This is a genomic window from Collinsella sp. AM29-10AC, from assembly GCF_003469085.1.
Lineage (GTDB): Bacteria > Actinomycetota > Coriobacteriia > Coriobacteriales > Coriobacteriaceae > Collinsella.
In genome coordinates, this window is record NZ_QSKB01000001.1 from 138,989 (window position 1) to 158,971 (window position 19,983).

General features: G+C 59.1%; 16 protein-coding genes and 1 tRNA gene. 12 read left to right on the forward strand and 5 right to left on the reverse strand.

Features of this window, described 5'->3' with window-relative positions:
• Positions 1-344: 344 nt before the first annotated feature.
• From glgA to glgB, 5 genes are all read right to left on the reverse strand, one after another.
• The gene (glgA, locus tag DW754_RS00630; protein ID WP_199411420.1) at positions 345-2,642 is read right to left on the reverse strand and encodes a glycogen synthase GlgA; all 2,298 of its coding nucleotides are present in this window, start codon (positions 2,640-2,642) and stop codon (positions 345-347) included.
• Between the two features lie 90 nt (positions 2,643-2,732).
• Entirely contained in the window at positions 2,733-3,860 is a 1,128-nt protein-coding gene (glgD, locus tag DW754_RS00635) for a glucose-1-phosphate adenylyltransferase subunit GlgD (RefSeq protein ID WP_117564079.1), read from the reverse strand.
• Positions 3,861-3,864: 4 nt separating this feature from the next.
• Positions 3,865-5,013 carry a glucose-1-phosphate adenylyltransferase gene (locus tag DW754_RS00640; protein ID WP_117758101.1) on the reverse strand — a complete coding sequence of 383 codons (1,149 nt, stop codon included), beginning with the start codon at positions 5,011-5,013 and terminating at the stop codon, positions 3,865-3,867.
• A 105-nt stretch (positions 5,014-5,118) separates the two neighbouring features.
• Complete coding sequence (locus tag DW754_RS00645) at positions 5,119-7,545, reverse strand: glycogen/starch/alpha-glucan phosphorylase (RefSeq protein ID WP_117758100.1); 2,427 nt, start codon at positions 7,543-7,545, stop codon at positions 5,119-5,121.
• Positions 7,546-7,639: 94 nt separating this feature from the next.
• Entirely contained in the window at positions 7,640-9,901 is a 2,262-nt protein-coding gene (gene glgB, locus DW754_RS00650) for a 1,4-alpha-glucan branching protein GlgB (RefSeq protein WP_117758099.1), read from the reverse strand.
• A gap of 331 nt (positions 9,902-10,232) precedes the next feature.
• On the opposite strand from glgB, the gene DW754_RS00655 reads away from it, so the two are divergent.
• From DW754_RS00655 to DW754_RS00710, 12 genes are all read left to right on the forward strand, one after another.
• Positions 10,233-10,922: an HAD family phosphatase gene (locus tag DW754_RS00655; RefSeq protein ID WP_117758098.1), complete on the forward strand. Its 690-nt coding sequence runs from the start codon at positions 10,233-10,235 to the stop codon at positions 10,920-10,922.
• Positions 10,923-10,931: 9 nt separating this feature from the next.
• Positions 10,932-11,573 carry a thiamine diphosphokinase gene (locus DW754_RS00660; RefSeq protein ID WP_117758097.1) on the forward strand — a complete coding sequence of 214 codons (642 nt, stop codon included), beginning with the start codon at positions 10,932-10,934 and terminating at the stop codon, positions 11,571-11,573.
• A gap of 70 nt (positions 11,574-11,643) precedes the next feature.
• A tRNA-Ala gene (locus tag DW754_RS00665) sits at positions 11,644-11,719 on the forward strand.
• Positions 11,720-12,496: 777 nt separating this feature from the next.
• On the forward strand, positions 12,497-13,042 hold the full coding sequence (gene loaP, locus DW754_RS00670; RefSeq protein WP_233508823.1) for an antiterminator LoaP: 546 nt from the start codon (positions 12,497-12,499) through the stop codon (positions 13,040-13,042).
• Between the two features lie 66 nt (positions 13,043-13,108).
• The gene (locus DW754_RS00675) at positions 13,109-13,858 is read left to right on the forward strand and encodes a sugar transferase (protein ID WP_233508824.1); all 750 of its coding nucleotides are present in this window, start codon (positions 13,109-13,111) and stop codon (positions 13,856-13,858) included.
• A complete protein-coding gene (locus DW754_RS00680; protein ID WP_199411419.1) occupies positions 13,845-14,651 on the forward strand; it encodes a WecB/TagA/CpsF family glycosyltransferase in 807 nt (268 codons plus the stop codon). Before DW754_RS00675 ends, DW754_RS00680 begins: the two co-directional genes overlap by 14 nt.
• Entirely contained in the window at positions 14,644-15,753 is a 1,110-nt protein-coding gene (wecB, locus tag DW754_RS00685) for a non-hydrolyzing UDP-N-acetylglucosamine 2-epimerase (protein WP_199411418.1), read from the forward strand. Before DW754_RS00680 ends, wecB begins: the two co-directional genes overlap by 8 nt.
• Before the next feature lie 47 nt (positions 15,754-15,800).
• Complete coding sequence (locus DW754_RS00690; protein ID WP_158561591.1) at positions 15,801-16,859, forward strand: glycosyltransferase; 1,059 nt, start codon at positions 15,801-15,803, stop codon at positions 16,857-16,859.
• Position 16,860: 1 nt separating this feature from the next.
• On the forward strand, positions 16,861-17,727 hold the full coding sequence (locus tag DW754_RS00695; RefSeq protein WP_117758094.1) for a phosphorylcholine transferase LicD: 867 nt from the start codon (positions 16,861-16,863) through the stop codon (positions 17,725-17,727).
• A gap of 58 nt (positions 17,728-17,785) precedes the next feature.
• On the forward strand, positions 17,786-18,082 hold the full coding sequence (locus tag DW754_RS00700) for a hypothetical protein (RefSeq protein ID WP_147336359.1): 297 nt from the start codon (positions 17,786-17,788) through the stop codon (positions 18,080-18,082).
• A 208-nt stretch (positions 18,083-18,290) separates the two neighbouring features.
• The gene (locus DW754_RS00705) at positions 18,291-19,328 is read left to right on the forward strand and encodes a glycosyltransferase family 2 protein (RefSeq protein WP_117758092.1); all 1,038 of its coding nucleotides are present in this window, start codon (positions 18,291-18,293) and stop codon (positions 19,326-19,328) included.
• Between the two features lie 15 nt (positions 19,329-19,343).
• Positions 19,344-19,952 carry a DapH/DapD/GlmU-related protein gene (locus DW754_RS00710; protein WP_117758091.1) on the forward strand — a complete coding sequence of 203 codons (609 nt, stop codon included), beginning with the start codon at positions 19,344-19,346 and terminating at the stop codon, positions 19,950-19,952.
• The last annotated feature ends 31 nt before the right edge of the window (positions 19,953-19,983 follow it).

Here is a 19,983-nt window from a genome sequence, read left to right on the forward strand (position 1 = left end):
ATAAACTACAGCCGCTCATTATCGGCGAACGGTTGTCCTAGAAAATCGTTTTACCATCCACATTATCGCGATACTCGAAAACGCCTATGTAGATAGTATTTGTAGCCAAACAAAACAGCTCCGGTTTACTACGACGAATTGAATGATCTCAACCACAGTCATTTTAGTGATATTAAAACTGCAGGTAGAAGCGTTGCCAATTTCGATGATTACTCGCCGTGGTCGGCCGGAGCCATTTTGTCGTAGTAAACCGGCCCTCTTTTTAATGCGGGGTTCAACCAAGAAGAGGGCGCCTGCTTGGGGCGCCCTCTTTTGCGTTGAGGATTAAGTTTTAATCGTCAGGATTAGCGGCGCTTGCGGGTGGCAGTTGCCTTGCGGACGGAGGTCTTCTTGGTCGGAGCCTTTTCCTCGGCCGGAGTGGCGGGGGAGACCGGAGTCTCCTTGGCAGGCTCGGGCTTAGCCTCTGCCTTCGGTGCGGCCTTGACCTCAGCGGCCTTCGGCGTCGGCTTGGCCTTTACCTCGGCCTTGGGCTCCTCTTTGGCAGCAGCGGGCTTAGTCTCTGCTTTGGGAGTTGCGGTCTTTGCCATGGTCTTCTTGGCTGTCGTCGTGCGCTTGCGCGAGGTGGTCTTGGCGGCAGGCTTGGCCTCGACGGTTGCCTCCGCCTTGGACTCGGCAGGCGTCTCCTCGACCTTGGCGGCCGGCTTTGCGGCAGCCTTCGTTGCAGTGGCCTTGGTAGCTGTAGCTTTCTTGGTGGCAGGGGTCTTGGTTGTGCTCTTGGACGCGGTCGTCTTCTTGGCGGCGGTCTTGGCCGGAGCCTTTGCCGCGGGCTTAACCTCGGCTGCAGCGGTCTCGGCCTTTACCTCGGGAACGACCTCGGCCTCGGCGGCCTTCTTGACAGCTGCGGTGGTGCGCTTGCGCGTGGTCGCTGCCTTGGCGGTAGTTGCCTTGGCAGTGGTGGTCTTGCTCGCAGCGGCCTTTGTTGTCGTGGCCTTTTTAGTCGTCGTCTTACGAGTCGTGGTCTTCTTTGCCGCAGGCTTCGCAGCCGGCTTCTCCTCAGACTTGGGCTCCTCAGCAGCAGCGGGCGCCTCAACAACCGACTCGGCCTTGGGCTCGGGCTCGGCCTCAACTTTCTCAGCCACAACCACAGGCTCGTCGACAACAGCCGCCGGCCGCTCAATCTCCGGATGCATAAAGAAGTACAGGTCCAGATACTTGTCAGCCGAGCGCGTCCAGCTAAAGTCCTGGCTCATGGCCTGCGTGACCAGCTGGTTCCAAGCGTCGCGGTTATCCCAGAACAGGCGCGCCGCGCGGAACACCGCGTCGCCCATCTCGTCGCCGTTAAAGTTGCTAAACGAGAAGCCCGTGCCCTCGCCGGTAAACTCGTTGTACGGCTGCACGGTGTCCTTCAGGCCGCCGGTCTCGCGCACGATGGGCAGGGTGCCATAGCGCATGGCGATAATCTGCGACAGGCCACAGGGCTCAAACTTCGAAGGCATCAGGAACATGTCGGCGGCGGCATACATGCGCTGCGACAGCGCCGGATCGAACTCGATGCGCGCGGCCATGGTGCCGGGGTACTTGTCCTGGAAGTAGCGCAGACCGTCCTCGTAGTCGCGGTCGCCGGTACCCAGCACGGCCACCTGCACGCCGCCGGCCAGGATGCGGTCGAGTGCGTACATGACCAGGTCCATGCCCTTTTGGCGCGTCAGGCGCGTGACCATCACCATGAGCGGACGGTCGTCGCGAACCTCGAGCCCCAGCTCTTCCTGCAGCTTGGCCTTGCACACGGCCTTGCCGGAACGGTCCTCGACGGTGTAGTTGGCGGCAATGCGCTTGTCGGTCGCCGGGTCAAAGCCCGCCACGTCAATGCCGTTCAAAATGCCCTGCAGCGCATAGGAGCGCTCGCGCAGAACGCCGTCCAGGCCCTCGCCAAACTCGGGCGTCTGGATCTCGTTGGCATAGGTGGGGCTCACCGTGGTGATGGCATCGGCATAGCGCAGCGCGCCCAGCATGTAGTTGATGCTGCAGGCGTCGCAACGCAGCTGTGAGGCGGCCGCCGGAATATGAGCCACACCAAGGATGTCCTCCATTACGGTGTCGCTAAACTGGCCCTGGAACGCCACGTTGTGGATCGAGAACACGGTCTTGACGCGGTCATACAGCGGCAGGCCCTGGTAAAACTCGCGCAAAAACACGGGCGCAAGTGCCGTCTGCCAGTCATTGCAGTGCAGGATGTCGCACTCAAAACCGGACGGAAGGTGCTGCAGGCTCTCGGTGATGGCCTTGGAGAAGAACGCAAAGCGCTCGCCGTCGTCAAAGAAGCCGTACGGATAGTCGCGCGCAAAGTAGCGCTCGTTGTCCACGAACATATACGTGACGCCGTCGTGCTCAAGCTTCTCGAGCCCGCAGTACTCGTTGCGCCAGCCCAGGCTCACGTAAAAGTCGGAGAAGTGCTCCATCTGCGCCTTGTACTCGGCCTTGATGGTGGCGTACTTGGGCACCATCACGATAACCTCGGCGCCGGCGCGCACGAGCGCCGCAGGCAGCGAGCCCGCCACGTCGCCCAGGCCACCGGTCTTCACAAACGGTGCGCACTCGGCCGAGGCAAACACGATCTGCATCTTTTTGCTGGAATCTGCCATATTGTCTCCCATGTTGCAATTCGAGAATAGCCGCCTGGCGCGAACCGGGCGGCTATTCTACATGTTACGAGCGATGTTGCGGTGCCAACGTTAACGTACGATGGTGGTGTCAGAAGTTAACGGAGCCTTGCCCAGCACCAGAATATTCTCGGGCGTGCCGCGAAGCTCGGTGTTGGTGGGGACCACGTTGTTTTTGTCCAGAATGGCGTTCTCAACGCGGGCGCCGCTCTTGATGATGCAGCTCTGGTTGATGATCGAGTTGGTCACCGAAGCGCCTTCCTCGACCACGACGCCGCGCGACAGGATCGAGTTGCGCACGGTGCCCTTGATGATGCAGCCGGCCGAGATAATCGAGTTGCACGCGTGGCTGCCGGTCGCATAGCGCGAAGGCGGCACGTCGTGAGCCTTGGTCAGGATCGGGCGCTCGGGATCGAAGAGCTGGTCGGCCACGGTCTGGTCGAGCAGGTCCATGCTGCGGCGATACAGCGACTTCTCGCTAAACACGCCCACGACCTCGCCCTTGTACTCGTAGCTGCACACGTCGATGTTGCCAAAGTCGCCCTGGAGCGCCTCGAGCAGGTCCAGATAGTCGGCGGCCTGGTAGTGGTCGATGATCTCGAGCAGCGTCTCGCGGTTGACGATGCAGCAGTCCATGGAGGCGTTGTCGCCGTACACGACACCGGCGCTCACGCCCGTCAGGCGGCCGTTCTCGTTAATCTCGAGCTTGGTCTCGTCATCGACGTTGCGCGTGGCCTTGCAGTACACCACGGTCATCTGAGCGCCGGAGTTCTCGTGCGCCTCGATGATGGTGTTGAGGTCCATGTTAAAGATGATGTTGGTGCCCATCATCACGACATAGGGCTTCTCCGAGCGCTGGAACAGCGTCTTATTGGAGATGATGTCGCGCAGCAGGAAGCGCATGCCGCCCTTGGTGGTGCCATACGCGTTGCCGGGCACCATGAACAGGCCGCCCTTCTTGCGGTCCAAGCCCCAGTCCTTGCCCGAGCCCACGTGATCGATCAGCGAGCGGTAGTTGCCCGGCATGACGACGCCGACGGTCTTGATTCCGGCATTCATCATGTTGGACAGCGGAAAGTCGATCAGGCGGTAGCGGCCCAAAAACGGGACGGACGCGATGGGGCGGTCCTTGAGCAAGACACTGCCGTAGGACGAAGAGTAGTTAGCGGTGATATAACCGATGGCCTTGCGATTGATCATCGGATCATTCCCCCTTCCCGATAACGACGTCATTTCCAACGACGGCCGTATCCTTGGTGGTATCGACAGAGCCGAGCTTCACGCCCTCTTCGACCGTGGAGTTCTCGCCCAAAATAGCGCGGCAGATGTGCGCACCGCTCTTAACGTGCGCACCCGGCAGCAGCACGGAGTCTTCGACCACGGCGCGCTCCTCGATGATGACATCGGTCGAAAGGATCGAGTGGCGAGCGGTGCCGTAGATCTTGCAGCCGTTGGAGACCAGGCAGTCGTCCAGGCGGCCGTCTGGGCCAATGTAGTGCGGCGGACGCGTGGTGATGTTGGACATGATGGGGAAGTTCTTGTCAAACAGATCAAACTCGGGGTTGTTGCCCAGCAGGTCCATCGAGGTCTCATGGAAGCTGGCGATGGTGCCGACGTCCTTCCAGAAGCCGTGGAACTCATAGCTGTACAGGCGCTTATTCTCACCGAGCAGCTTGGGGATGATGTCCTTGCCAAAGTCGTGGCTCGAGCGCTGGTCCAGAGCGTCCTCCTCGAGCGCCTCGATCAGCACATCGGCCGAGAAGATGTAGATGCCCATGGATGCGAGGTTCGAATCGGGCTTATCGGGCTTCTCGGTAAACTTGGTGATGCGGCCGTCCTCGGGGTCGGTGGTCAGGATGCCAAAGCGGCTGGCCTCCTCCCAAGGCACGGGCATAACGCTCACTGTGAGGTCGGCATTGTTATCAATGTGCGTCTTGAGCATCTTGCGGTAGTCCATGCGATACAGGTGATCGCCCGAAAGAATCAGGACGTACTTGGGGTCGTTGGCCTTGATGTAGTCGAGGTTCTGCGTGATGGCGTCTGCCGTGCCCGCGTACCAGGCGCCGCCGGTCTGCGTCTCGTACGGCGGCAGGATCGACACGCCGCCGTCGCGGCTGTCCAGATCCCACGCCTCGCCGGAGCCCACGTAGGCATGCAGCAGGTAGGGGCGATACTGCGTCAGAACGCCCACCGTGTCGATGCCCGAATTGGAGCAGTTGGAGAGCGAAAAGTCGATAATGCGGAACTTGCCACCAAAGCTAACCGCCGGCTTAGCGATCTTTTGGGTGAGTGCCCCCAATCGGCTGCCCTGTCCTCCTGCGAGGAGCATCGCGATGCATTCTTTCTTACTCATCGATTTCTCCTTCTGTCATCGATGTTCCTAACCCATTAGCGGTGGGCGCAGCGCCTGGTCGCGCCCACCGAATAATGCCGTGCGGCAAAGGGAGCTCGCGCGCCTTTACGCGTGCCAGATCTCGTCGCGATACTCGCGAATGGTACGGTCGCTCGAGAACCAGCCGGAGGAGGCGGTGTTGAGCAGGGCCTTGCGGTTCCAGGTCTCCTGGTCGCCGTAGCTGTTCGTGAGCTTCTCCCATGCATCCACGTAGCTGCGGAAGTCTGCCATGACCAGGTCGGGGTCGTTGTTGTTCATGAGCTCGTTGTAGATGCTCTCGAAGTTGCCCGAAAGGCCCGCAAAGGTGTTGTCCTTGAGTTCGTCCATCACGCGGCCCAGGCGCTCGCGATCGTTGTTGAGCGTATCCCACGCAAAGTAGCTGTTCGACGCCCAGAGCTGCTCGACCTCGGGGGCGGTCAGGCCAAAGATGGCCTCGTTCTCGCGGCCGGCCAGGTCGGCGATCTCGATGTTGGCGCCGTCGAGGGTTCCCAGCGTTATGGCGCCGTTCATCATGAGCTTCATGTTGGACGTGCCCGAGGCCTCCTTGCCGGCCGTGGAGATCTGCTCCGAGATCTCGGCGGCGGGGTAGATGAGCTGGGCGTTGCTCACGCGGAAGTTGGGGATAAAGCAGACCTTCATGACCTCGTTGACGCGCGGGTCGTTGTTGATGACATCGGCCACGGAGTTAATGAGGCGGATAGTCTCCTTGGCAAAGGTGTAGCTCGAGGCGGCCTTGCCGCTAAAGATGAAGGTCGTCGGCGTCACGTGGAAGTTAGGATCGGCGATGCGACGGTTGTAGATGTCCATCACCTTCATGATGTTCATGAGCTGGCGCTTGTAGGCATGGAAGCGCTTCACCTGAACATCGAAGACAGTGTTGGGGTCGATGACCAGACCGGTCTCGGCCTTGACGTAGGCGGCCAGACGCTCCTTGTTGGCGCGCTTGGAGGCACCCACGGCCTTCAGGAACTCGGTGTCGTTCTGGAACTCCTTGAGCTTCTCCAGCTCAAAGGCGTCCTTAAGCCAGCCGTCGCCAATGGCCTCGGTCACGAGCTTGGCATAGGTGGGGTTGGCCTCGGCAAAGAAGCGACGGTGCGAGATGCCGTTGGTCTTGTTGTTGAACTTCTCGGGCGTGAGGGCATAGAAGTCTTTGAGCACGATGTTCTTGATGATGTCGGAGTGGATCTTTGCCACGCCGTTGACGCTATGGCTGCAGATCACGGACAGGTTGGCCATGCGAATCTCGCCGTCCCACAGAATGGCGGTCTGGCGCAGACGCTCCTGCCAGCCCTCCTGCGTGGTGTCGAACGACTCGTGCCAACGACGGCTGATCTCGTCGATGATCTGGTACACGCGGGGGAGGAGCTTGGAGAACGTGCCGATGGGCCACTTCTCCAGAGCCTCGGGCAGGATGGTGTGGTTGGTGTAGCTCACGACCTGCGTCACGATGTTCCAGGCGTCGTCCCACTCGAGCTTCTTCTCGTCGATGAGGATGCGCATGAGCTCGGGGCCGCACATGGCGGGGTGCGTGTCGTTGGTGTGGATAGCCACAAACTGCGGCAGCAGCTCCCAGTTCTCGCCGTGCTCCTTCTCAAAGGTGTCGAGCAGGCTGTAGATACCGGCAGAGACAAACAGGTACTCCTGCTTCAGGCGCAGCAGACGGCCGTGCTCGCCGGCGTCGTTGGGGTAGAGGATGGCGCTGATGGCCTCGGCTTCGGCGCGCTCGGCGTCGGCCAGGGCGTAGTCGCCGCGGTTGAATGCCTCAAGGTCAAAGTGCTCCTCGACCGGCTCTGCGGCCCAGACGCGCAGCTTGTTGACGGTCTCGCCGGCATAGCCCACAACGGGGATGTCATATGGGACGGCCAGGATGTCCTGCGTGTCCACCGTGCGGTAGAACGTGCGGCCGTTCTCCTCAAAGCCCTCGACGCGGCCACCGAACTTGATGGTCACGGCCTTGTCCTGACGACGGACCTCCCAGGGATAGCCGTGGGTGAGCCACTCGTCGGTGGCCTCGACCTGGCTGCCGTTGACAATCTCCTGCTTAAACAGGCCGTAGCGGTAGCGCATGCCGTTGCCGTAGCCGGCAATGCCCTCGGCTGCCATGGAATCCAGGAAGCATGCGGCCAGACGGCCCAGGCCACCGTTGCCCAGAGCCGGATCGGGCTCCTGGTTCTCGATGACGGACAGGTCGAAGCCCATGTCTTCGAGCGCCTCGGCGACCATGTCGCGCACGCCAAAGTTGAGCAGGTAGTTGTCGAGCAGGCGGCCGATCAAAAACTCGATCGAGAAGTAGTACACGCGCTTCTTGCCCTCGGCGGTGACGCGGGCGTCGCTCTTGGTGGCAACGGTGCGCGCCTTCTCGGCCACGAGCTTGGCCAGGGCGTTAAAGCGGTCGAGGTCACTGGCGGCCTCGACGCTCTTGCCGCTAATGCTCATGACGGCATCGCGATAGAGCTCGGTAAACTCCTGCTTGTTGTCGAAGATCTTATTCATACGTTCCTTTCCCCCGGGGATGTTTCTCCCGGAACGGTTATGACATGTATCCTACGCCCCGTCGGGGCGGGTAATTACAGCTGTAACGGCTTTGTTACGCTTTCTTAGCAGGAGCCTTAACGGCAGCTGCCTTAGCCTTGGGAGCGGCCTTTTTGGTGCCTGCCTTTTTGGCCGTGGTGGACTTGGCCGAAGCCTTGGCAGCGGGCTTGGTAGCCTTCGTCTTAGCCGGAGCCTTCTTGGTGGCCGCGGGCTTGGGCTTTACCGTGGACGTACGCTTTTTGGTCGCAGCCTTGGGAGCCTCGACCACTGGCGGTTTATAGCTGCTGGGGCCGCGGCGCTTAAGCACCACACCTGCCAGGCCGGGAACCTTGATCTCGATGGAGTCCATCTGCCCGTTCCAGGGATAGGGCTCGCTCGAGCAGGTGTAGGGCTCCTTGCCGGCATAGCCGCTGCCACCGAACTCGGGACGGTCAGAATCGAAGATGACCTCCCAGTCACCCTCGCGCGGCACGCCCACGCGGAAGCTCTCGTAGCTCGCCGGGTCAAAGTTGATCAGAATCACCAGGTCGTCATCGACGTCCTCGCCCTGGCGCACAAAGCTCACGATGGACTGCTTGGAGTTGTCCGCGTCGATCCAGGTAAAGCCGTCGTCGTTGTAGCCGCGCTCGTACAGGGCGGGCTCGGCGGTGTACAGGTGGTTGAGCGCCTTGATAAACGCCTGATGATGACGGTGGGTCTCGTACTCCTCGGTTAGGAACCACTGGATGGACTCGTAGTAGCGCCACTCAATAAACTGGCCGATCTCGTTGCCCATAAAGTTGAGCTTGGCGCCGGGGTGCGTCATCTGGTAGAAAGCCAGCGTGCGCAGGCCGGCAAACTGACGCCACCAGTCGCCCGGCATGCGGCCGATGAGCGAGCACTTACCGTGCACGACTTCGTCGTGGCTCAGCGGGCAAATAAAGTTTTCGGTAAAGGCGTACATGATGGAGAACGTGAGCAGCCCGTGGTTGCCGGGGCGCCACGGAAAATCGGTTTGCATGTAGTGCAGGGTGTCGTTCATCCAGCCCATGTCCCACTTGTAGTGGAAGCCCAGGCCGCCGTCCTGCGGCGGATAGGTCACGAGCGGCCACGCGGTGGACTCCTCGGCCATCATCATCACGTCAGGGAAGTGGGCCTCCACGGCGCAGTTGACCTGGCGGATAAACGCGCTGGCATCCAGGTCCTCCTCGGTTCCGTACTTGTTGAACTTCTTTTGGCCCGGATCGTCGATGCCAAAGTTGAGGTACAGCATGCTGGACACGCCATCCATGCGGATGCCGTCAACGTGGAAGTTCTCGAGCCAGTACAGCACGTTGGAGACTAGGAAGGAGCGGACCTCGCCGCGGGCGAAGTCGAACTTATGCGTGCCCCAGTTGGGGTGAATCTCGTGCTCAAACAGCATGTGGCCGTTAAAGGTGGCAAGGCCGTGGGAGTCGGCGCAGAAACCGCCGGGCACCCAGTCCATGATCACGCCAATGCCTGCCTCGTGGCACGCATCGATAAAGTGCATGAGCTGCTGCGGGTCGCCATAGCGCGACGTGGCGGCATAGTAGCCGGTCGTCTGGTATCCCCAGGAGCCATCGAAGGGATGCTCCATAAGCGGCATGACCTCGATATGCGTATAGCCCATATCGCGCACGTAGTCCACGAGCTCCACCGACAGGTCGTCGTAGGTGTAAAAATCGCCGCGCTGCGCGGGGAAGGGATCCATGGGGCCGGGGTAGTTGCCGTACTCGTCCGGCTCGCCCTGCGGTGCGTCGCCATGGCGCTTCCACGAGCCAATATGCACCTCGTAGATGTTAAGGGGCTGTGACATGTGGTTGTGGCCGGCACGGCGCTTGAGCCATGCGGCATCGTTCCACTTATAGCCGTCGAGTGTCCACAGCACGCTCGCAGTACCCGGAGGGCACTCGGCCTTAAAGGCATACGGATCGGCCTTGTAGAGCTTTTCGCCCTCGTTGGTCTCGATGAGATACTTATAGAGCTGACCTTGTTCTGCGCCAGGAATAAAGCCTTCCCAAATAGCGCTCGTATGCACGGGCACCAGCGGGTTGGCTTCTTCATCCCAGTCGTTAAATTCGCCAATGACATGCACGCTCTTTACATCGGGCGCCCAAACGCAAAAGCGCCAGCCGCGCGTACGGTTCTGCGTGTCGGGGTGCGCGCCCATCTTTTCCCAGCTGCGCTCCCACGTGCCGATGCCAAATAGATAGACATCGTCCTTGGTGAGCTCCGGTGCGTGCGGGGCGGCTTTACGGGTTGCGGGCTTTTTAGCCGTTGGCTTTAGCTTTGTATCGCTCACGTTTGATCCCATCATGACGCGGCAGCGTGTTGCCTTGGTGACTAGATGCGAAAGGTCCAAAGCTGCACGAATCGAAGGGACGGCGATAGTTCTATGATTCGTTCCACCTCGCGTGCTCGGTGGAACTTTCGGCAGAAACTACGATAACACCTGTACGTTACTTTTATGAAGGAAAGTGGTTTTTGGGCGGCGTTTAATCGGTAAGCGCCATGTTTAGACCACTAGCAGAATTGCGATGGTAAAACTCTTGACAGTTTTACCAATTAGGGTTTCAAGATTGTTAGTCTGACGTTTGGTAAAACGTTTTTAACAGGATGTTTACCATTTGACATCGAAAGGTTCGTTTATGTCCCAGACCGCTGCTCCCAATGTCGCTTTTATTTTCGATTGCGACGGAACGCTGGTTAATAGCACCCCCGTTTGGGCCTATGCCCAGCCCGAGTTATTGCGCCGCCACGGAGTTGACGTAACAGTCGACGATTTTGCCCAGTTTGAGCATTTGTCGCTCGAGGATGAGTGCCAGGCATACCACGACACGTGGGGCATTGGCACGAATGGCGAGGAGCTCTATCGCGAGTTGAGCGACATCTTGATCGATGGGTACTCCAAGGTGCCGCCGCGCGAGGGGCTCCTGGCATTTTTGGAGCAGGCAAAGGCGGCCGGCTTTGCCATGTGCGTCGCCACGTCCACGCCGGCCGAGCTGGTGCAGTCCGCGCTCGCTGGTGCCGGACTCGACGCATACATGGAGTTTGTTACCACGACGGGCGAGGCGGGGCGCTCCAAGCAGTTCCCCGATGTGTACGAGTTGGCGCTGCGCCGCCTGGAGGAGCGCCATGGGTGCAAGTTTGAGTGCGCTTGGGTGTTTGAGGACGCCGTTTTTGGCCTAAAGAGCTCTGGGGTCGCTGGCTTTAAGCGCGTGGGCATCTATGACCCGCACGGCCGCATGAAGCGCGACGAAGTGCGTGGCAACTGCGATATCTTTATCGACAGCTACGAGGAGCTTGACCTTGCCCGTGTGCTTACTTTTGAGGGATAGGCGAGGGCTGTGGTTTGCAAGGTATTAGTGGTCTGTGGTTCGCCCGTGGTGGCGAGCGCGGATCTGTTGCGTAGGCTAGCAGGGGAGTGCGACCACGTCATCGCTGTGGACCGCGGACTCGACGCGCTGCTGGGCGCGGGACTGGGCTGCGACGTATATGTGGGGGATGCCGACACGGTGAGCGATGCGGGCCGCGCGCTGATCGATGCCGCCACCGACTTTGAAGTTGAGCGCCACGACCCGTACAAGGACTATACCGATCTTGCGCTGGCGCTCGATTCCGTCCGCCGTCGCTGGCCAGGTGCCGAAGTGGTTGCGACTTGCGCTACGGGCGGCCGTCCCGACATGGCCCTGTCCGTGTTAGGGCTACTGGCAAGCTATGCGGACGCCCCCGTCTGGATTGCCGAGGACGAGACCACGGCCCACATCCTGCACGGAGGCGAATCCTGGACTATTGAAGGCGCCGAAGGCAAGACGTTCTCCATCATCGCCATCGCCCCCAACACCGTGGTTAGCGAACTCGGCTTAGAGTGGGAGCTAAACCATTCCCCGCTAGGACTCTTGGCGGATACGGGCATCAGCAACGTCGTCAGATCAACAGCCACGATCCAAGTCCACACCGGCACCGCCATCGCTTACCTATATCATTAGGCATTTAAAGTCTGACCCAAAAAAGTCCTTGCACGTCGAGCCAACTTCCCCTATAGTATCTCGTCGTCACGGGGGCGTAGCTCAGCTGGGAGAGCGCTTGACTGGCAGTCAAGAGGTCAGGGGTTCGATCCCCCTCGTCTCCACCATCGTGAATGCAAAGGCCTTCGGAATTCCGAAGGCCTTTTTTCATGCCAAAATACCTCGCGCCACAAACCCCACCCACACCAACAAAAAGTTGCACAATTTATTTCCCATGTCTGTACATAGTTTGTTAGACAAACGTGATTATCAGTGCAGCTCGCCGTTCCATTTGCGCTTCAGGATCGCCCTTAATCACCGCTCGCACCCCAATATCCTGCGCCAACGTGAACAACATCCAAAAACAACCCCCTTAAGCACGCCAAATGAACGATATGTTGTCCAACGCAACCCAAATCAGTTTCGCTACCAGTTTGTGCTAGGATACCTAACGTTACATGAGTTCAACTGTGCTCACGGCTCTAACAGGCCACATAGCACGGGGTTGATCAGCATCCGGTCGTAACGGCGGTGTTAGAAATACCACGAGCTCCAATAAAGAAGTCATGCGACTTTTTAATTTGCATCGATTTAGATATGAGATGCAAATACTTGTTAGTAAGCATGACAAAACGTAGCAGTCCTATAGCTGTTTGCGTGCGGTCCAGTTTTGTACTCGCTTGACTGGTTCGCACGCAGCCAGCTGGGGTCACGGTCATTTTTGCGATACACGTCCGCGACTCTAGCAACTGCATTTGTACATACCGTTCACGGTGGGGCAGAGCCACGTGCTTGTCTAACTGGGCTCAGGGTTTGAATATGGAGCGCCTTCGCGCACAAGCGCCCTGGCGAAGCCATACCCAAACCCCGTGAGCCACACGTAAGACAGCAAGGGGGTGGTGCTCGTGTGGTATGTGATCCAGGTCATTAACGGTCGCGAAGACGCAATGCGCGAGCGCATCGAGCGTGTGGTGCCAGCTGGTGCCATGCAGGAGCTCTTTTATCCCCAATTTCAAACCGAGATTAAGGTACACGGCGAATGGGTCAACACGACCAAGCCGCTCTTTCCCGGATATCTCATCTGCGATACGGCAGATCCCCGCACCGTGCAACAGTATCTGTTACGCATGGACGACTTTGCCCGGGTGCTATCCCAGGACGGTCAGTTTGTGCCGCTGGCAAAAGAAGAGGTCCAGCTTATTGGCGGCTTTACGCATAGGGGAGACCGCGTAGTGCCCATGAGCGAGGCCTTAAAAGACGGCGACCAGGTCTTAGTGACGGCAGGTCCGCTGCTGGGCCACGAGGGCCTTATCAAATCCATTAACAGACGCAAGAGCACTGCTTATTTGGAGCTCGACCTGTGCGGCCGACGCGTAACCACCCGCGTTGGCGTTGCCGTGCTTTCAGCCGAGCAGCGCGTCATGCGCAACCTTAAAAAGGCGATCGCCTAGTTGCAGGCGATCGCTACACAGAACAGGGAGGATCCCCGACCCGGGGACGAGGTCTTGGAAGAAAACGTGTCGGATAAAACTCAATTTGCAACGGATGCGCCTGCGGGGGCAGCGCTCATTGCTCAGGCCATGGACCGACGCGAGGGCGCCGGCCGCTACAAGGCTATGCAGTCCATCATGGACTGGGATCGTTCGCGCCTGGCCTACCGGGCCATAAAGCGCACGTTCGACATCGTGTTCAGCGGTGCTGTGCTCGTCGTAATCGCGATTCCCAGCTTGGTGCTGGCGGCGCTCATCCGTCTGGAGAGCGAGGGCAGCCCCTTCTACAGCCAGATCCGAGTGGGACAGACCCGCCCCGACGGAAGTCTGACCACGTTCCGCATGTGGAAGTTCCGCTCCATGTACAGGGACGCCGACGAACGCCTCGCCGAGCTCAAGGGGCAGAACGAGATCGCCGGCGCGATGTTCAAGATGAAGGAGGACCCCCGCGTCACCAAGATCGGGAAGTTCATCCGCAAGCACTCCATCGACGAGTTCCCGCAGTTCCTCAACGTATTCCTGGGCCAGATGTCCGTCGTGGGCCCGCGCCCGCCGCTGCCGCGCGAGGTGGAGCAGTACACCGAGTATGACCTGCAGCGTCTGGCCGTCAAGCCGGGCATCACTGGCTGGTGGCAGGTCACCGAACGCAATTCGACGGGATTCGACGGTATGGTCCGTCGCGACTTGGAATATATCGCCAAGCGGGGCGCTTTGTTCGATTTGAAAATAATCCTACTCACAGTGATTGAGGTTGTCAGCGGAAATGGTGCTTTCTAAAGATACCCAAGAGAAATACGAGGACGCTAGTTTTAACGCTGGTCTGCCAAAGCGCGTCGAAGTGCTCGGTACGCCCGTCGACCCGTGGACGATGGAGCAGACCGTCGAGGCGACCAATGCCCTCATCAAGGAGGGGCGCTTCGCTCATTTGATCGGCGTGAACGCCGACAAGTTGCTTCAGATGCGTGACGATCCCGAGATGGATGCGTGCGTGCGCCGCTGCGAGATCGTAAACGCCGATGGCGCGTCCATGGTCATGGCCGCCAAGAAGCTGGGCGTGGACTTGCCCGAGCGCGTGGCCGGCATCGACCTCATGTGGAAGCTGTGTGGGCTGGCCGAGCGTGAGGGGCACAGCGTCTACCTGCTAGGCGCCAAAGCCGAAGTGGTCGCAAAGACCGCCGAGGTACTGTCCGAGAGGTATCCCAATATGGTCCTTGCGGGCTACCGTGACGGCTACTTCGGCGAAGACGAGTTCGATGCCGTGGTCGCCGAGGTTGAGCAGGCCGAGCCCGACATCGTGTTCGTGGGCATCACCTCGCCCAAGAAGGAACGCCTGATCGAGCGTTTCCGCGAGCTGGGCGCCAAGGGCGCTTTCGTGGGCGTGGGGGGTTCGTTCGACGTGGTCTCCGGCAACATCCCGCGCGCCCCGATGTGGATGCAGCGCGCGAACCTGGAGTGGCTCTTCCGCATGATGCAGGAGCCCAAGCGCCTGGTGAAGCGCTACGTGGTCGGCAACACCCGTTTCTACATGCTTCTCCGCAAGGAGTCAAAGAGGAGCAAGGCCAATGACTAAGAAGAAAGTAATGCTCGTCTTCGGCACCCGCCCGGAGGCAATCAAGATGTGCCCGCTCGTCAACGAGCTGAAGGCGCGCACGGATGAGTTCGAGACTGTGGTGACCGTGACCGGCCAGCACCGCGAGATGCTCGACCAGGTGCTGCGCGTCTTCGACGTGACTCCCGACCACGACCTTGCGATCATGAAGCCGGGCCAGACGCTGTTCGACGTGACGTGCGACGTGCTGCTCAAGCTCAGGGCCGTCCTCGAGGACGAGAGGCCCGACGTCGTGCTCGTGCACGGAGACACCACGACAAGCTTCGCCGCGGCGCTCGCATGCTTCTACCTGCAGATCCCCGTGGGGCACGTCGAGGCGGGCCTGCGCACGCACGACATCTACAGCCCCTGGCCGGAGGAGTTCAACCGCCAGGCGGTCGATATCGTGAGCGAGTACTACTTCGCCCCCACTGAGGCCAGCAAGCAGAACCTGCTGGACGAGGGCAAGCCGGAGTCGAAGATCTGGGTCACCGGGAACACCGGCATCGACGCCCTGCGCACCACCGTGCGCGGGGGCTACTCGCACCCCGAGCTCGACTGGGCGGAGGGCTCCCGTCTCATCCTCATCACGGCGCACCGCCGCGAGAACCTGGGCGAGCCCATGCACCGCATGTTCCGCGCCATCCGCCGCGTGATGGAGGAGCACCCCGACACCAAGGCGATCTACCCCATCCACATGAACCCACTCGTCCGCAAGGCGGCGCACGAGGAGCTCGACGGCTTCGACAGGCTCCACATCATCGACCCGCTCGAGGTTCTCGACTTCCACAACTTCATGGCCGCGAGCCACCTCATCCTCACCGACTCGGGCGGCATCCAGGAGGAGGCGCCGAGCCTGGGCAAGCCGGTGCTCGTCATGCGCGATACCACCGAACGTCCCGAGGGTGTGGCGGCCGGCACGCTGAAGCTCGTGGGCACCGAGGAGGACGTCATTTACCGTGAGTTCAGCCGCCTGCTCTCTGACGAGTCTGAGTACGAGGCCATGAGCCACGCCTCCAACCCCTACGGAGACGGGCATGCGAGCGAGCGGATTGCGGACGTGCTGGCAGGCCGGTCGCGATGATTCGGGTCCTGCACATCATTCAACAGCTAGGGCCCGGAAGGGGCGGGGTGAGGACCTTCGTCTCCACGATGCTCGATTGCCCGGCTCCCGATATCGAGCAGAGCGTGCTGTCGGTGGGAAGAGTCGAAGGGGACAGGTTCGGAGAGCGATTCTTCGGTCCTTTAATCGATAGCTACAGCCCGCTATTGGTTGGCACTCTGGGTGCGAAGCGCCTTGGCGCTTTTCTGTCGAAGCACCGTTTCGACATCGTTCAGATTCACACGAACAATGCGCTCGGCTTCGTCTTCGCCTCTGAGGCCAAAAAGACCGGAGTTCCCTCGCGCATCGTGCACTGCCATAACAGCGCGCTTGGCAGCACCTCGCGTTTGAAGAATATGGTCAACGTGGCCATGATAGAGAGGTTTCTCCCGTCGGCGAGTGAGCGCTGGGCATGCAGCGAGGTCGCAGGTGAATATCTCTTTCAGGGCGCTGGCTATGCCTTGGTGCACAACGGGGTCGATTCCGATAAATTCCGATTCTCGTCCTCTGACCGGGCTGCCGTTAGACATCGGCTTGGGATCCCGGGCGATGCCACCGTCATAGGGTTTGTTGGGGCGGGTATTCCTGCAAAAAACACACTGCGCGCCCTCGATATCTTCAATCAGCTGCGCTCCAGTGAGGCCGATTCCCGCCTTCTGCTCTTCGGCCAAGCCGAGGAACTTCCCCTTGCGAAGGAGAGGGCGGCTGAATTGGGGCTGGGCGAATCGGCGGTTTTCATCGGTACTGTTGACGATATCTGGAGGTACTACAGCGCCATGGACGCGCTGCTCGCCCCCTCTTTCCACGAGGGGCTCCCGATTGCCTTCATTGAGGCCCAGGCAAATGGACTGCCCATCCTCAGCTCTGACGCGGTTACCCAGGAGGCCGATCTGACGGGCCTTCTCAAGCGAGCAGGGCTTTCGCTTTCCGACAAGGAGTGGGCCGATTTGCTGGAAGCCTGCGCCGGCAAAAGGGAAATTACCGCCAAGGTCGACTACGTTCCGTTTCTCGATAAAGCGGGTTACACCACGCGGTCGCTCTACAAGCAGCTCTCTGATCGCTATAGATATATGACTAAAGGGGCGTAATATGCCGACTGAATATTTATCCATGCAAGAGGTGAAAGATGCCGAACTACGTCTCCTTCGCATTTTCGACTCCTACTGCCGAGAGAACAATCTACGATACTCAATGGGCTCCGGAACTCTGCTCGGTGCGGTTAGGCACAAGGGGTTCATTCCCTGGGATGACGATATCGATGTCGTTATGCCTGTTGAGGATTATAGGAAATTTCTAAAAAGTTTCGGTTCACGTGCTGGAGCAGAGTTATCACATGTCAAGCTTGCCAGCCAGCTGAACTCTAAAGTTTCTGCTGCGATTCCTTTTGAAAAACTGGTTGATACCAGCATTGAAGTAAAGTCTGCATTCATTGCAGAGGGAATCCGCGAATATGTGTGGATCGATATCTTTCCGATTGTTTCTTTCGAAAGTGAAGCCGAAGCCAGCAAGGCCTGGGATGCAGCAGTTCGATATAAGTACCTGTTCCAAGCATCAAGATGGAGCTCGGGACAGCCAGGAGTTGCTGGCTGCTTCAAAACCGTCTTCGGCACGCTTGCCAGGCACACCCCTCTGCAACAGTGGGCTCTCGGTAAGCTAAGAACGATGACGGATAACGGTTGCTTTTCGACTATCGGCACTGCTGCCAATCTAGCTTGGGCGGTCAGTCAGTCGCTGGAGGTTTTCCCAGCAAGCCTGTTTAGCAACTTGGTTGAATACGAATTCGAAAATGAACAGTTCTTTGGCTTTGAGGATGCGGACCGCTATCTCTCGATAATGTACGGGGACTATATGTCACTTCCGCCTGCCGACAAACGTATTGCGCATGAGTTGAAGGCCTGGCGTGTCAGCGCTTCCAACAACTTCGACCCTACGAGCAGCGGAAGCACCGATGAATAGGATTGCTAAGGCTCTTAAATGGGGCGCCTCCGCCCTACGGGTGCTAAGGGTGCGCATTGTGGCCGGAAATCGGCTCAAGATCGCCTCAGGCAAACCATTGTACCTGGGCAAGGGCACACGGTTGATTTTGGGCGAGGGCGCCTCCCTCAGCATCGGTGCGGGCGTTTATTTGAGCCCTGAATGCATCGTACAGGTCAATAAAGGCGCAACTTTAGTACTGGAAGACGGCGTCTACATGAACGAGGGCTGCCGAGTGACGGTAGTCGAATCCGCCCGCATCGGTGCAGACACGCTCCTTGGTCCTAATGTCCAGATTTATGACCACGACCACGAATTCGATCGCAGGGGGGGTTAGCTCGAAGTTACTCCACGCGCCGGTTTCGATCGGTCATCGTTGTTGGCTTTGCGCTAATACGGTCGTTACGCGCGGCTGCACGATTGCGTGTTGCTCTCTTGTTTCAGCGAACTCTGTTGTCACGCGCGACCTTAACGAAGCGGGCGCTCTGTACGCCGGGGCGCCCGCTCGGTTGATTAAGAGATACGACTAGAAGGCCTATTTAAACGTGGATCAAAATCTGAAATTAACCCTAATCGTGCCCGTGTACAACGTTAGACGCTATCTTAAACGGTGTGTCCGCTCCATTCTGGAACAGTCGTACTCGGTGTTCGAGGTACTGCTCATCGACGACGGGTCGACCGACGGGTCGGGCGAGCTGTGTGATCGACTCTCCTTTGAGAACGATCGCGTGCGAACAGTGCATAAGGAGAACGCAGGGCTTGGTTTCGCGCGTAACACGGGACTCGATAATCTGCTTCCAGAGACCACACATGTTATGTTCGTTGATTCCGACGACTGGCTCGAGTCCGACATGGTCGAGACGTTCGCCCGCGCCATCGAGGACACAGGAGCGGATTGTGTTCTTGGTGGGTTCACCAAGCGCGACGGAGAGGGAAACCCTCAGTTCGAGTTTAAGCTCGAGGATGCCGTGTGGGAAGGTGAAAGACTGGCGAAGAGGCTCGTCCCCCGCGTGTGCGGCAGCGCGCCCGAGGCGTCCGACTCGATTCCAATGTCGGCATGTTCGTCTATATTCGCAAAGTCGAACATAGACGAACATGCTCTGCGCTTTCCCTCAGAGCGCGAGGTAATCAGCGAAGACTTCGTCTTTAAATACAGGTACCTCCGGACTTGCAACAAGGTGGTGACGACGAGTTGCGTGGGATATTCGTACCGCACGAATCTCTCCTCACTCACCACTTCTTATAGACCGGATCGCTTCGACGCTTGTCTGTTCTTCTACGACTACGCCCTTCGACTTGTGGCAGGCTCGCCTTCGGAGGCGGAATGCGTTTTGAGGTTAAAAAAGACCCTGTTTATCAATATGAAGATGTGCATTTCGCAGGAAGTGCCTCGCGTAAGCGGTAAGAGCCGCCGCGACGCCTGCCGTGCCATACGCACTATGGCGGTCGACGAACGTCTGCTGAAAGTGATTAATGACTACCCATGCGAGAGACTCGGCTTTAAGCAGAAGGCCTTCGTGCAGTTGCTAAGGCACCAGGCCGTAAACGTTCTCTACATGGCTGCGGTTCAGGGGGTCATCTAGATTGGAGACGCAAACATGGCTTTGAGAGACGTGGTGAGGAAGGTTTACAACAAGCTCCTCGTGAATAACGAGGGGTATTTGAAGTACCTACGTTCATGCGGCGTCACTATTGGTGAGGACGTCACGTTCCATTGCCCCGGCGACACGCGCGTCGACATCACCGACCCGCATCTTCTGACAATCGGCGACCACGTTAACCTCACGGGGCCCATTACTATCCTTACCCATGACTACGGCTGGTCAGTAGTCAAGGGCAAGACGGGCGAAATTCTGGGCAACGAGAAACCGGTCACCATCGGCAACAACGTCTTCGTCGGGTGGGGCGCCACCATCCTTTGCGGCACGACTATCGAGGACAACGTGATTATCGGCGCCCATGCTGTGGTGAGCGGTCATGTCGAGGGCAATTCTGTTTGGGGGGGGTGCCCGCTCGGCGAATCTGCTCATTGGAACACTATCGGGAGAAGAGAGCCGCAGCGCAGGTCGAGGAAGCCAAGGAATACGTGCGGAGATTCCGTTCAAGGTGGGGCCGCAATCCCAAGCCCGAGGAGATTCGTGAGTACTTCCCGCTATTCGCAGACCCCGAGCATCTCTGCGGTGTGCATGAGTCGCAGGCGAGCTTGATGGGGACGTGGGATGAGAGCCTAAAGTGGAT